Genomic DNA, 12421 nt, shown 5'->3' with positions numbered 1-12421 from the left:
TACTTTGAGCTCTGCTGTTTGAGTTCTCCGCTACGCTTTGCGGCTTAAATTACGTTTACAGACTGTGGCGAAATGCGATGAGCGCCGCTGTCACCGCCACGTTCAGCGATTCTACGCCATTGTTCATGGGTATCCTTACCCGCTTGTGACAAAGTTGATCGACCTCGTTGCTAACACCGTGGGTTTCATTACCTAGTACAAACACGTTGCCACTGGTTTCGCATTGGCTAAGCGTGTCGCGGCTGTGCGACGACAGTCCGGTTATTTGATATCCCGCGTTTTTTAGGTCTTGCAAGGCTTTTGCAAGGCTGGTGTTAAGGCGAATAATCGGTGCGCGAAACAGGGTGCCCGCGCTGGCTTTGATAACCAATGGATCAATTTGGGCGTTGCCTTTACTGGGTAGCAGAATGCCGTTGATATTCCCGGCACAGGCAGAGCGAATAATCATTCCCAGGTTTTGTGGATTGGTAATGCCGTCCAAGGCTAAAAGATCGCCTGTGGGCTTTGGGCTTTTCTGTAAAAAGCCATCCAGTGTGGAGAACCGCGGGCAGAGTAAATCTACCGCGACCCCCTGGTCTTGTTTACTGTTTTTGGATATTCGCGACAAGGCGGCGCGTGAGTGGTAGAGAATTTCTGCCCCTTGGGCTTCGGCAATGGCGATAATCTCGCTCAGAATCGGCGCGGACTTATTACTGTCTGCCAAATGAAGCCTGTGGATTTTTGCATCGCTTACTTGTAATGCTTCCAAAACGGGTTTGCGCCCGTAAACGGTTAATAAGCTGTCGAAAAATTGCTTTTTAGCCAGGTAGGCTTCGCTGTCGCGCCTTTGCATAGCGTAAATGACCTTATGGTAGAAGGCGGCGAGCTTACGCTACTTGACGCGCAGATAACAGTCTTCGTCGTTATCCAACAGCGCGGCGAGTACATCCCTGCGGCTTATAAGGCCAATCAGTTTGCCTTCAGACACGACCGGATAATTTTTTGGTTTGTGGTTGAGCATAATCTGCGCGATTTCCACTATGGTGTTCTCAGGTGTAAAGCTGATTACATTGGTGGACATAACGCTTGCGACTGACGGCGGCTCTTCGCAGTAAAAAGCCCCCTGCAGAATTTCTTTGATACAGTCTTGTTCGGAGACAAAGCCGATCACCCGACGCTGCTCGTCAATAACAGGGGCACCGGTAACCCGTGCGGCTAAAAGTTTATGTACTACTTGCAGCAAGTTGGTATCCCGCCCAAACGCTACCGGATCTTTTTGCATGTAGTCCTGAACCAGAATGGAATGCATAAGAAACTCCTACAGACTAAAGGCGCGCCCCTGAGAAGTTCTTGGTATGAGCTTACAGAGGCCGTTTACCCCAAGTGTAGAACAGCCTTAGCGGGAGTGCTGACAAATCCCAAGGTAGTCCTTTACCGCGGCCGACATGCCGGTACGCAGTGCATCAACGGTAAGCGCGTGGCCAATGGATACTTCAGCGATACCGGGAATGCTGAGAAACTCTGCAAGATTGTCGAGGTTAAGATCATGGCCGGCGTTCACTTCAAGGCCTAACTCCTGGGCGTAAACCGCGGCTTGACGATACTGATCGAGCAGAGCTGCGCTTTGATCGGAGCCGTAGTGTTCGGCATAGGGGCCGGTATAAAGCTCAATGCGTTCAACGCCTAAATCATGGGCTCGCGTGATCTGCTCTAAGTCGGGATCCATAAACAAACTGATGCGCACGCCCCAGCTTTTTAAAGTAGCGAGGATTGGCTTGAGTTTTTCGCTGTCGCGTCTGAGATCGAAGCCGTGGTCGGAGGTGAGCTGATCGTCGCTGTCGGGCACCAGGGTGCATTGGTCTGGACGGGCTTGCTCCACCAGTGCCAGCAGGCCCGGGTAGTTGCCCAGAGGGGCTGCGAAAGGGTTGCCTTCAATATTAAACTCGGTGCCAGGGTACATCTTGGCGAGGCCCGACAACGCGAAAACATCGCCGGGGCGAATGTGTCTTTGGTCCGGGCGCGGGTGCACCGTTAGCCCCTGTGCTCCGGCATCCAGACATAGGGTGCCAAATTCAATGAGGTCAGGAAACTGACCCTCACGGGAGTTGCGAATTAACGCGACCTTGTTGAGGTTGACACTTAGCGCGGTGCTCACTCGGCGATCATCTCTTTAAGTTTGGAGGTGTGACGGGTTTTTTCCATGTGCTTACCGCGCTTCGCTTCTAAAATGCGCACGGCGGCATTCGGGGCGTCCGGGTAGGATTTAAAAATACCGCGAGGCTCGGCGACAATTTTTTCCACGACATTTTCGCCCTCAATGACTTTACCGAATACTGCGTAACCGGGTTTGTCGGCGCTGCCGTCAAGAGAGTCATTGTGTTTAAGGTTAATAAAAAACTGGCTGGTGGCACTGTCTACCGCGTTGGTGCGTGCCATGGATAGAGTCATGTAGTGATTTTTAAGGCCATTGTCCGATTCATTTTTAATCGGCTCGCCGGTTTCTTTACGCTTAAAGTCAAAAGTAAAGCCGCCGCCTTGCACAACAAAGCCTGGGATAACGCGGTGGAAGATGGTGCCGTCGTAGAAACCGCTGTCTACATACTGCAGAAAATTGGCGACGGTAATGGGTGCCTGGGCAGGGTAGAGCTCTACCAGCATGGTGCCTAAATCTGTTTTCAGCGTAACGTAAGTGTCGTTATTGCTGTCGGCAGCGCTGGATAAACTGGCGAAGCCGAGTAAAAAAGACGCGGATAAAGCTTTAATGAGTTTTAACATGTTTAACCCCATTCAGAGCGACGTTTACGTCGACCCATAGATTGCAGTGCTAAAGACACAATGATACCGAGTATTAAGATGCCGGCACCAAATAACCATTCACGGTAGCGCTGACCGGTTTGCAGGCGTTCATTTTCGGTTTTAAGAACTTCTGCGCGAGTTTGCAGCAACTGGTAGCTTTCGTTCAGCTCTTTATGACGCTGGTTTAAGGTGATGGCATTGGCCGAGAGTTTCTTGAGGCTGGCGTAATCGCTTTGCACCTGCTCAAGGCTGGTTTGCAGTTCTTCAACCTGTTGCTCAAGGCTGTTTTTTTGTTGGCTCAAGCGCTCGTTTGTTTGCAACAGCTCACTTTGATCACCGTCCAGCTGGCTCATTTTTTCTTCCAGTCGAGCCAGTTTGATTGCCGCCGTGGGTTCATTCAGCAGGTACTGGGAGCGAAGCCAGCCTTCCTGGCCGTCGGGGGTGCGAACCTGCGTCCACTCATTGTTGTCGGCATCGGTATTACTGCTGAGCTGTTCCAAGCGTGTGCCGCTGGGAAGGCCGCGGTGGATAATGCGGTACTGATTGCCCATGCCGCTGCGTAATGGCACGCGCAGTTCGTCGGCGACGTAGAGTGTTTGTGCCTGAGTGCTGGTCGGTTGCAGTAAGGCCAGTGCGCATACAATGATGCCGAGAAGGCCGAGGATTCGGTTTTTACTGATAATCACAAATTTACCCTTATGCGTATTGATGGGTGCGGTGGATGCTTGTCGCCGCTATTCTAACCAAAGGGTTCACAAATCCCTGTCAACCGCGTCACGCCTTGAAGTCTGTGGTTTTAAGGCGCTACTTTTTTAAAGGGTTTAACGGTGACTTTTTGATAGACACCGGCAGCGATATAGGGGTCAGCATCGGCCCAGCGCTGTGCCTGCTCTAAGGAGTCGAATTCGGCTACGATCAGTGACCCGCTAAAGCCTGCCTCACCCGGCTCAGCTGCATCAACCGCAGGGTGGGGGCCGGCTAAAATCAGTCGGCCTTTGTCGCGTAAATCGTGTAATCGAGCGACATGGCTTGCTCTGGCTTTTGCGCGCAGGGGTAAGCTGTCGGCTACGTCTTCGCTGATAATGGCGTAAAGCATATACAGGTCTCTCGTTTTTCTGTCAGGGGTTAACCGGCATTAATGACTTCTTCAAAGTCCAACCCCGTGAGCTGGCGAATGCGGCGAAATAAATACATAAGTGCACCAGCCATAACAATGGTGGCAGGCAGAGCAATGACGGGGAAGCTCAAGGCGGTCATTTTCCCTAGCTCAGCATTAAATGCTTCGGTGCCTGGTGGGCTGATCAGTAACCATTTGGCCAGTACATAATTGAGAAATGACGATAAGAAAAAGGACGCGGCGACAAGGTAGGAGGCATTAGTTAAAGCGCGGTCAAACGCGGTAGAGTTGCCGGCATTGTGTAAGCGGTCGGCAATGACGTCTGTTTTGAGGACCTTGTCGTTGTATAAAAAAGTGCGAACCAGAGGAAAGCGGGTTTTCATAGAGAGTAAAGTCGCTAAGCCGATCAAGCCGGGTATGGCCGCTTCTTTAATCGCGATATACTGAGGGTCTAGCTCTAACAAGCTAATGCCGCCGGTCAATAAAATACTGATCGCTCCAAGCGCTGAAAAAGCGTTAAATTCACGGCGTACCAGCAGATCTTTTAAGCCATATAGCAACGGGAAAGCCAGGGCGACAATCAGTGCCAAGCGCGTTCCCAGGTAATCTTCCCCGCTGAGTTTACTGAGTATCAGGGTGGGGATGATAATATTGATCAGCAAATTTCCCCACAGGCTTTCACGCTTTTTGGCGGGTTGCGCGGGAGAGTTTTGTTCGGAGGCCGGGTTGCTTGGCCGAGAGCTCGTATCAGTCATTGCGGCACTGTGCCTTGTGTAAAGCGGAAAAATCATCAAGCGGCGAATGCGCCGGATTATACGGTAAATTAAGAGAAAAGGGGTGGGTTTGACGCAGCTAAGGGCAGATTTGCATATGCACAGCCATTGTTCTGACGGTGCTCTGAGTCCGTCACAGTTAATGCAGCGGGCGAAGGAAAACGGGGTAGAGCTTATCGCTTTAACTGACCATGACACGACCGCTGGGCTGGAAGAGGCTCGACGGGAGGCTGAGACCCTTAATTTATCGTTTGTTAATGGCGTCGAGTTATCGTCACGCTGGGGCAAGATTGGGGTGCATATTGTCGGGCTTGGTTTTGATGCTGGTCATCCAGCTATGCTTGAGCTGTTGGAGCGCCAGGGTGAACGCCGTCGTTCCCGCAATCAGCAGATAGAGGCTAAGCTGGCCAAGATCGGGGTAGTGAACGCCTATGCTCAAGCCTCTGAACTGGCCGGAGGGGAACCGGGGCGCCCCCACTTTGCCCAGGTTCTGGTTGAACAAGGTAAGGTGCCGGATGTCGCACGAGCCTTTAAGAAGTATCTTGGGGCCGGTAAGAGTTGCGATATTAAATTAATTTGGCCGCCAATGGCTGAGGTGGTTGAAGCGGTAGTTGCAGCCAGTGGGGTAGCGGTGCTGGCTCACCCTGCGAAGTATGGTCTGACGCGTACAAAGTTACGTGCGCTGATCGGCGATTTTGCCTCTGCGGGTGGTGAGGCCATTGAATTGGTTAGTGGAATGCAGCCCAGTGGGGTGGCCGAAAGCCTGGCTTTGCTTGCTAGTGAGTTTAATTTGGACGCTTCATTGGGGAGTGATTTCCATAAACCGGGGGCGGCTTGGCAGGAGTTGGGGGGTGCAACCCATTTGCCCGCAGGTGTGAGAGCCGTATGGCAGAGGTGGCATTAAGCACCGGAACAATTGTAACCTGACCTGAGCAAACCTATAATGGCCCTTTCAGGCCGAGAGGCCCTATAGCCTGTACAAAGGATTCCGACGTGGCACAGTTTTTCCAAATCCATCCAGAAAACCCGCAACCTCGCTTGATTTCTCAGGCGGTGGATATTATTCGCCGCGGTGGCATTATCGCTTACCCTACCGACTCGGCTTACGCATTGGGTTGTCATATTGGCGATAAAATGGCGCTGGACCGTATCCGGCTCATGCGGCGTTTGGATAAAGACCATAATTTTACCTTGATGTGTCGTGATCTTTCGGAAATCGCAACCTACGCCCGGGTGGATAATCAAGTATTCCGCCTGCTTAAAGCCCACACGCCAGGTCCTTATACGTTTATTCTTGAGGGCACCTCAGAGGTGCCTCGTCGGCTGCGTCACCCCAAGCGTAAAACCATTGGTTTGCGGGTGCCGGACAATAAAATTGCACTGGCTTTGCTGGAAGAGCTAAACGAACCGTTGATGAGTAGCACTCTATTGCTGCCAGGCGATGAGTTTCCGCTGACAGACCCTTACGATATCCGCGATGTTCTTGAGCATCAGGTCGAACTGGTTATTGACGGGGGCTTTTGCGGTATGGAACCTACAACAGTTGTGGGCTTTACCGACGATACGCCAGAGTTGATTCGTCAAGGTAAAGGGGATTTTTCTACCTTGTTGGCGGGCTGATTATTCGGAGCCTCAAGCGGCAGGTGCCTCCACCAGCGCCGCAACTGGAAACCACTATGTCCACAGAATCAATAACTGAAACTGACGTTCAGGCTCCGCCCGCCACCGAAGGCGCGAAGTCACAAGAAAATGTACTCACTGGCGATGAACGGCAACAGGAAGCTCAGCGCCCCGAGCAGGGCGAAATGCCGTTTGCAATGGTGCAGGGCAAAGCTTACACCGAGCTGCCAAAAGATTTATATATTCCACCGGATGCCTTGGAAGTGTTTCTGGAGGCTTTTGAAGGTCCTCTGGACTTACTGCTATACCTGATTCGTCGTCAGAATTTAGACATACTGGAAATCGACGTCTCAGAAATCACCAGTCAATACATGGCCTATGTCGAGTTGATGGACGCCGCCCATTTTGAATTGGCGGCAGAGTACCTGGTGATGGCTGCAATGCTGGCGGAGATTAAGTCCCGAATGCTGCTGCCGCGTTCGGTTGAAGAAGAGGAGGAGGGCGAAGACCCGCGCGCCTCGTTAATTCGTCGCCTACAAGAGTATGAACGCTTTAAACACGCCGCCGAAGATATCGACGACCTGCCTCGCGTTGGGCGGGATGTCTTTCAGGCTAGCGCCGAAGCCCCAGACCGCAATTTGACCCGGCCAGATCCTGAGGTGGAATTAAAAGAATTGTTGTTGGCGCTCTCCGAAGTGCTGCGTCGCGCAGACATGTTTGAAAGTCATCATGTAGAGCGCGAGCGGTTGTCGACCCGTGAGCGTATGGCGCAAGTACTGGATCGTTTGGCGGGTAAAAAGTTTATGCCCTTTGTGAGCCTGTTTACCGTTGAAGAGGGGCGCTTAGGGGTGGTCGTGACATTTCTTGCGGTGATGGAATTGATTAAAGAGTCACTCGTGGAAATTGTACAAAGCGAGTCTTTCGGCCCTATTCACGTGAAGGCAAAAACCCAGTAACGAATCGAATTTATGGAAATCAAACAACTACAGGCCATTGTTGAGGGGGCGTTGCTTGCAGCGGGTGAGCCTCTATCGTTAAAGCGTTTAGAAACTTTATTTGAGGAAGGTGAGCAGCCTACCAAAGAGCAATTCAGCGCAGCGCTTGAGGCTATTGCTGAGGCGTGTGGCGAGCGTGGATTTGAGCTTAAGGAAGTCGCTAGCGGTTGGCGATTACAGGTTCGTGAAGAACTGGCCCCTTGGGTCAATCGACTATGGGAAGAAAAGCCACAGAAATACTCCCGGGCATTGCTCGAAACCTTGGCATTGATTGCCTATCGACAACCCATCACTCGAGGGGATATTGAAGAAATTCGCGGTGTAGCCGTTAGTTCACATATCATTAAAACCCTAACGGAGCGCGATTGGGTAAAAGTTGTGGGGCAGCGAGATGTGCCGGGAAGGCCGTCACTTTACGCGACAACTCGACAGTTTTTGGATTATTTTAATTTGAAAAGCTTGGACGAGCTGCCCACTCTGAGTGAGATACGCGATTTTGATGAGATTAACAATGCACTGGATCTTGGTAATGCGTCAGATACAAACGCCTCTGTGGGTGAAAAAGTCCATGACGAAGACGACGCAGAGCCTACCGATCAGCGTGCTGATGAAGGTGAGTCTGACGAGAGTGTCGCTGACCCCTCTGTAGGCCACCAGCCATTTGCAGAAAGTGATTTTTCTGCGGGGCAAGAGGCCGCTGGCTCGTTGCTATCAGAGTCAGACGAAACTCGTGAAAACGAATTATCCATTAACCCAGAGACCACCGAGCTCGAAGAGGTAGAGCGCAACGATTAAACGTTGCCAGAATTATGGTAAAGAAAATCCGAAATCAGGAAACGACGGGCGCGGCGGATGATGCGACCGATGAAAAGCTGCAAAAAGTGCTCGCCCGGGCAGGCTGTGGCTCGCGCAGAGAGATGGAGCGCGCGATAGTCGCCGGTGATGTACAAGTCAACGGTAAAGTGGCCACCTTGGGTGATCGTGTTAACCCCGAAGACACCATTATATTTCGTGGCAAAGAGCTGAAAGAAAAAGGCCAGAAGTCACGCCGCCGCGTGATCTTATACAACAAGCCAGAGGGGGAGATCTGCTCACGCCAGGACCCTGAAGGCCGCCGCACAGTGTATGCCGCTTTGCCTAAGTTATCGGGCGAGCGTTGGATTTCCGTTGGTCGGCTGGACTTTAACACCAGTGGCTTGCTGCTGTTCACTAACGATGGCGATTTGGCCAATAAGCTAATGCACCCGTCTTCTGTGATTGATCGTGAGTACTTGGTGCGTATTCAGGGTGATGTGGATGAAGAGATGAAAAAACGCCTGATTGATGGCGTTTTGCTGGATGATGGCCCTGCGCGGTTTACTGACATTGTTGACGGTGCGGGTGAATCCCGTAACCGCTGGTTTTACTGTGTGGTTATGGAAGGCCGCAATCGTGAAGTGCGAAGATTATGGGAATCACAAGGCGTGCGGGTTAGCCGTTTGAAGCGAGTTCGTTACGGTAATATATTTATTCCGTCGCATGTCCGTGTGGGTCAGTGGCTTGAGTTGAACGATAAAGAAATTGCCGATTTATGTCTTACCGCAGGCTTAGAAGCCACACGCAGTAATAAAACTGTACTGCCTGATGAGAAAAAGCAGCGCGAGCGCCACGAGCGAAAATTACGGGCCGGGCGGGGCAAGAGAAACTTCCGGCCCAAAGGACCGGCGCGAAGCTAAAGGCCTGGTGCTTTAGCTTGCGTGTATTGGGTGAGGGGGCGGTGTTTCGCAGCAAGAGCGATTGCGCCCCGAGCGTTTAGCGTTATAAAGCGCCGTATCAGCTCGTTCTATTAGCAGCGACAAACTTTCTTCAGCGTGCATACACGCACTCACGCCTATGCTTACCGTGGTGTTAATTCGGAGGTTTTTGTGAGATACCTGCATTTGTTCGATGGCGCGGCGCACCCGTTCCGCAGTAATAAGTGCTCCGGCAGCACCCGTTGAACTTAAAATCACCCCGAACTCTTCCCCGCCGAAACGGAATGTCATATCAGTGCTGCGGCTGACATTTTCGATTTTCATGGCCACTTCGCTGAGAATTTTATCTCCTACCGCGTGACCATACTTATCGTTAATCTCTTTGAAGTGATCTATATCAATCATGAGTAGGGCAAAAACTTGCCCACTTCGTTGTAATAGCTGGTGTTCTCTTTCCAGGGCCTTATCCAGAGCGGCTCGATTACCGATTTGTGTTAATGGATCAATCAAGGCCATACGTAAGGCATTTTGGTACTTCTGGGCGTTCAGTAAAGGGAAAGCCAGAGAGCCAAGCAGTGTCTCCAGGCATTGTTGATCAGAGGTGCTAAAGCGCTGCTTGCTGTAAAAGCAAATGCTGCCTAGCGTGGTGTTAGGTAAGTTTAAATTATAGTGGCAGCTATGGACGGCTTTACGGCCTATCTGAATCTCTTCTTCGTTGACATTTTGAAAAACCAAGCCGCTGTAATTTATTAATCTGTGTGCATGACGATGAAACAGCGACACCAGCTCGTTCGCATTCAGGCTGGTTTGTAGCGCATGAGCTAATCGGGTTCGTGTTTCTAAAAAAGTGCCCGTACTAGCGGATTCGGTGGCCAAGGCCCCGTTCAAACGTTGGACGGCGCTGTTTGTACCCGTATGAGAAACATCTTGCATAGTGTCGCTGCTCTTTTATTTGCCGTGTTGGGCCGCTCTTTCGCGGTATAGCTGTCAGGCTTTTTATAAGGGTAGCGATTTTTGTGCCAAAATGTTGAGGGCTGGAAACGCTATATAAAACAACGTGTTAGGTTTTTCCCTGAGGGGTGGGGAGGCGAAGGGGTCAAAATTATGACCGCCGCCTCACCGTAAAGAGGAAAAAGTTTGCCGCCAGTCAAAAACTCGTCAAGCTTTGTTGTGAGGCAAACTGATGGCGACTTCAAGGCCTCCCGGCGAGCGGTTGCGCGCGCGAATGGTGCCGCCGTGCAGGGCAACGGTACGCTGTGCGATGGCCAGGCCTAAACCGTAACCCCCACTTTCACGATCCCGTGCCTGGTCTGTACGGTAGAAAGGTTCAAAAATATCGGCCAGTTGTGTTTCCGGCACCCCGGGGCCTGTATCGGCGATATAAATCTGATACTGGTTATCCTCCTCCGAAACGGTGGTGGTGATCATGCCTCCGGTTGGTGTATAGCGCAGGGCGTTACGTAGCACATTGTCAAAAACCCCGTAAAGCATGTTTCCGTGGGTGGCCATAAGGGCTTCAGGTAAAGGGTTTTCCAGTTTCAGTGTAATGTCTTGACGTGAAGCTTCGCTCTCTAGGCTTTGGTGCAGAGCTTCGAGTAAAGCGGTTAAATCCATGGTGTCATCTAGACTCCAGCCGCCGTCGTCCATCACTGGCAGGGCGAGAATGTCAGAAATAATATCGCCCAGATAATCAGCCGCTTGGCGGATGCGATCCAGCTCTTTGTCCACCGTGCCTTGGCTGCGTTGTTGAGCAAGTGCTAGGGCTACCTGCAAACGTGCGAGAGGTGTACGCAATTCATGGGAGACGTCTTTAATAAGCCGCTTTTGCTCAGCCATGGCTTTTTCTAAGCGCTCGGTCATGTGGTCAAAATCGTGCGCCAGGAAGGCGATTTCATCTCGGCGAGTATTAAAGCGGTGGCTGATGCGCACACTCAAATCCCCTTTTGCAATAGAGCGTGTTGCGCGTTGCAGGGTAGAAAGTCCGCGGGCTAAATGACGAGCAAGGAAAAAACAGGCCGTACCGCTAACGAGGATGGAGGTGAGCAGCAAAGGCCAGATGTTGTTGATAAACAGCTGCCATACGATATTGCCAGAACGTTTATCATCCGCACTGGCGGCGAGGGTGAAAATTTTTACGCTTTTACCGTCGTTCAGGGTGACATGCCTACCCCAGGTTTTTTCTTCATCGATAATAACTTTATCAAAAGGGTGGCTAGGGTTGAGCTTGGGAATTAAATGCTGCACCCCCGCAGGCAGTGGACGGTCTAATAAATCGCGATTGGTGGAATCGATGATGTAAAAGTGTCTAGTGGACCACTCGGGCATGCTGCGCATGTCGGCGAGCACTTGTGCCGAGTTGCGGTTAATGGCCGAACCGACAATTTGATAGAGAAAGCGCAGCGCCGGTTCATAATCACGGTCATCTCGTAGGCGCTGCAGATTGTTGTCAGGGTTGATATCACGCCAGTGGACGATAACGTTCGAGGTAACAATAATAACGGCGGTAATGCACCAGAAGGTCAGAAAGACCCGTAGATAAAGCCGGGTCATTGGGCGGCCGGTGCCTCGCTTGCCCGGGTGAGCATATAGCCGGCACCGCGGACATTAATAATTTGCTCTTTACTGGCACCTGCTGTGGATAGCTTCTTGCGTATATTACTGACGTGCACGTCAATACTTCGGTCGTAAGGGGTCAGTTTACGGCCAAGTGCTTGTTCAGTGAGTTCATCTTTGCTGATGACTTGCCCCGCTTGACGAACCAGCAGCTCTAATACACTGAACTCAGTCCCGGTAAGGGGAAGAAGGCTTTGCTGCCAGTAGGCTGCGCGGCTCCCCATTTGCAGGAGCAGGTTGTCTACTTGCAATATATCGGCTTCAGGGGCACTTTTCTGGCTAGCCGCCGTGCGGCGCAGCACGGCGCGTAAGCGTGCCACCAATTCCCTTGGGTCGCAGGGCTTGGGCAAATAATCGTCGGCACCAATTTCAAGGCCAATTACACGATCAATGGTGTCGCCCTTGGCGGTAAGCATAATGACCGGAGTGTCTTGTTGACCAAGTTCGGGTTGTTGCCGTAATTGCTTTAATACATCAAAGCCGCTGTGACGGGGGAGCATGACGTCGAGAATCATCGCGGCGTATTGGTTGTCGCGCGCCATGTCAAGGGCTTCAGAGCCATCGAACGCTACGGAAACGGTGAAGCCTTCGCTGATCAAGTATTCCTGTAAGAGTTCAGACAGTTCTCTGTCGTCGTCGATAAGTAAAATGTCAGCCATCCCGACCTCTGTTGTAGTGTGCTTTGTAGTTGGCAAAGTGCGCCAAGTTTGCATGACCGGCGCGCCCCTGTCATGGGCATACCCTGTCGGTTAACCTTTCTTAACCCCTTTAGGATAGCATGCCGTATCTTGCACC

General features: G+C 51.6%; 15 protein-coding genes. 5 read left to right on the top strand and 10 right to left on the bottom strand.

Annotation, left to right across the window (positions count from 1 at the left end; translation table 11 throughout):
- Positions 1–55 precede the first annotated feature (55 nt).
- The 7 genes from D568_RS0115005 to D568_RS0114975 all read right to left on the bottom strand — a co-directional run bounded on the left by D568_RS0115005 (position 56) and on the right by D568_RS0114975 (position 4647).
- Complete coding sequence (locus D568_RS0115005) at positions 56–832, bottom strand: TrmH family RNA methyltransferase (protein ID WP_020210424.1); 777 nt, start codon at positions 830–832, stop codon at positions 56–58.
- Between the two features lie 39 nt (positions 833–871).
- Positions 872–1288 (bottom strand): CBS domain-containing protein, encoded by a 417-nt coding sequence (locus D568_RS0115000; RefSeq protein ID WP_020210423.1) that lies wholly within the window; start codon positions 1286–1288, stop codon positions 872–874.
- An 87-nt stretch (positions 1289–1375) separates the two neighbouring features.
- Complete coding sequence (locus tag D568_RS0114995; protein WP_020210422.1) at positions 1376–2134, bottom strand: pyridoxine 5'-phosphate synthase; 759 nt, start codon at positions 2132–2134, stop codon at positions 1376–1378.
- Positions 2131–2754, bottom strand: a complete 624-nt coding sequence (locus D568_RS0114990) for a peptidylprolyl isomerase (RefSeq protein ID WP_020210421.1) — start codon at positions 2752–2754, stop codon at positions 2131–2133. The genes D568_RS0114995 and D568_RS0114990 overlap by 4 nt, the downstream gene beginning before the upstream one ends.
- Positions 2755–2756: 2 nt before the next feature.
- Entirely contained in the window at positions 2757–3461 is a 705-nt protein-coding gene (locus D568_RS0114985; RefSeq protein WP_020210420.1) for a TIGR04211 family SH3 domain-containing protein, read from the bottom strand.
- 110 nt (positions 3462–3571) lie between these two features.
- The gene (locus D568_RS0114980) at positions 3572–3871 is read right to left on the bottom strand and encodes a YciI family protein (RefSeq protein WP_020210419.1); all 300 of its coding nucleotides are present in this window, start codon (positions 3869–3871) and stop codon (positions 3572–3574) included.
- 29 nt (positions 3872–3900) lie between these two features.
- Complete coding sequence (locus D568_RS0114975; RefSeq protein ID WP_020210418.1) at positions 3901–4647, bottom strand: VC0807 family protein; 747 nt, start codon at positions 4645–4647, stop codon at positions 3901–3903.
- Positions 4648–4735: 88 nt separating this feature from the next.
- Here D568_RS0114975 and D568_RS0114970 point away from each other — a divergent pair, with 88 nt between their 5' ends.
- The 5 genes from D568_RS0114970 to rluB all read left to right on the top strand — a co-directional run bounded on the left by D568_RS0114970 (position 4736) and on the right by rluB (position 8995).
- Positions 4736–5569: a PHP domain-containing protein gene (locus tag D568_RS0114970; protein WP_026287072.1), complete on the top strand. Its 834-nt coding sequence runs from the start codon at positions 4736–4738 to the stop codon at positions 5567–5569.
- Positions 5570–5658: 89 nt separating this feature from the next.
- Positions 5659–6285, top strand: coding sequence for an L-threonylcarbamoyladenylate synthase (locus D568_RS0114965; RefSeq protein ID WP_020210416.1), 627 nt, complete (start codon positions 5659–5661; stop codon positions 6283–6285).
- Positions 6286–6341: 56 nt separating this feature from the next.
- Positions 6342–7241 carry a segregation and condensation protein A gene (locus tag D568_RS0114960; protein WP_020210415.1) on the top strand — a complete coding sequence of 300 codons (900 nt, stop codon included), beginning with the start codon at positions 6342–6344 and terminating at the stop codon, positions 7239–7241.
- Positions 7242–7253: 12 nt separating this feature from the next.
- The gene (gene scpB, locus D568_RS0114955) at positions 7254–8075 is read left to right on the top strand and encodes an SMC-Scp complex subunit ScpB (protein WP_020210414.1); all 822 of its coding nucleotides are present in this window, start codon (positions 7254–7256) and stop codon (positions 8073–8075) included.
- A 14-nt stretch (positions 8076–8089) separates the two neighbouring features.
- Entirely contained in the window at positions 8090–8995 is a 906-nt protein-coding gene (gene rluB / locus D568_RS0114950) for a 23S rRNA pseudouridine(2605) synthase RluB (protein WP_020210413.1), read from the top strand.
- Between the two features lie 12 nt (positions 8996–9007).
- Here the strand turns inward: rluB and D568_RS20315 are convergent, their stop codons facing one another.
- From D568_RS20315 to D568_RS0114935, 3 genes are all read right to left on the bottom strand, one after another.
- A complete protein-coding gene (locus tag D568_RS20315) occupies positions 9008–9946 on the bottom strand; it encodes a GGDEF domain-containing protein (protein WP_020210412.1) in 939 nt (312 codons plus the stop codon).
- A gap of 225 nt (positions 9947–10171) precedes the next feature.
- Positions 10172–11563, bottom strand: coding sequence for an ATP-binding protein (locus D568_RS0114940; protein WP_020210411.1), 1392 nt, complete (start codon positions 11561–11563; stop codon positions 10172–10174).
- Complete coding sequence (locus tag D568_RS0114935; protein ID WP_020210410.1) at positions 11560–12285, bottom strand: response regulator transcription factor; 726 nt, start codon at positions 12283–12285, stop codon at positions 11560–11562. Before D568_RS0114935 ends, D568_RS0114940 begins: the two co-directional genes overlap by 4 nt.
- Positions 12286–12421: the final 136 nt, after the last annotated feature.

Source organism: Gilvimarinus chinensis DSM 19667, assembly GCF_000377745.1.
Classification (GTDB): domain Bacteria; phylum Pseudomonadota; class Gammaproteobacteria; order Pseudomonadales; family Cellvibrionaceae; genus Gilvimarinus; species Gilvimarinus chinensis.
The sequence above is the reverse complement of the archived record's forward strand: the minus strand, read 5'-3'. Positions and strand labels throughout refer to the sequence as shown.

Excerpts from the sequence above, each read along its gene's own strand:
- D568_RS0115005 (WP_020210424.1), bottom strand. The coding sequence starts at position 832 with ATGCAAAGGCGCGACAGCGAAGCCTACCTGGCTAAAAAGCAATTTTTC.
- D568_RS0115000 (WP_020210423.1), bottom strand. The coding sequence starts at position 1,288 with ATGCATTCCATTCTGGTTCAGGACTACATGCAAAAAGATCCGGTAGCG.
- D568_RS0114990 (WP_020210421.1), bottom strand. The coding sequence starts at position 2,754 with ATGTTAAAACTCATTAAAGCTTTATCCGCGTCTTTTTTACTCGGCTTC.
- D568_RS0114980 (WP_020210419.1), bottom strand. The coding sequence starts at position 3,871 with ATGCTTTACGCCATTATCAGCGAAGACGTAGCCGACAGCTTACCCCTG.
- D568_RS0114975 (WP_020210418.1), bottom strand. The coding sequence starts at position 4,647 with ATGACTGATACGAGCTCTCGGCCAAGCAACCCGGCCTCCGAACAAAAC.
- D568_RS0114960 (WP_020210415.1), top strand. The coding sequence starts at position 6,342 with ATGTCCACAGAATCAATAACTGAAACTGACGTTCAGGCTCCGCCCGCC.
- scpB (WP_020210414.1), top strand. The coding sequence starts at position 7,254 with ATGGAAATCAAACAACTACAGGCCATTGTTGAGGGGGCGTTGCTTGCA.
- rluB (WP_020210413.1), top strand. The coding sequence starts at position 8,090 with ATGGTAAAGAAAATCCGAAATCAGGAAACGACGGGCGCGGCGGATGAT.
- D568_RS20315 (WP_020210412.1), bottom strand. The coding sequence starts at position 9,946 with ATGCAAGATGTTTCTCATACGGGTACAAACAGCGCCGTCCAACGTTTG.
- D568_RS0114940 (WP_020210411.1), bottom strand. The coding sequence starts at position 11,563 with ATGACCCGGCTTTATCTACGGGTCTTTCTGACCTTCTGGTGCATTACC.
- D568_RS0114935 (WP_020210410.1), bottom strand. The coding sequence starts at position 12,285 with ATGGCTGACATTTTACTTATCGACGACGACAGAGAACTGTCTGAACTC.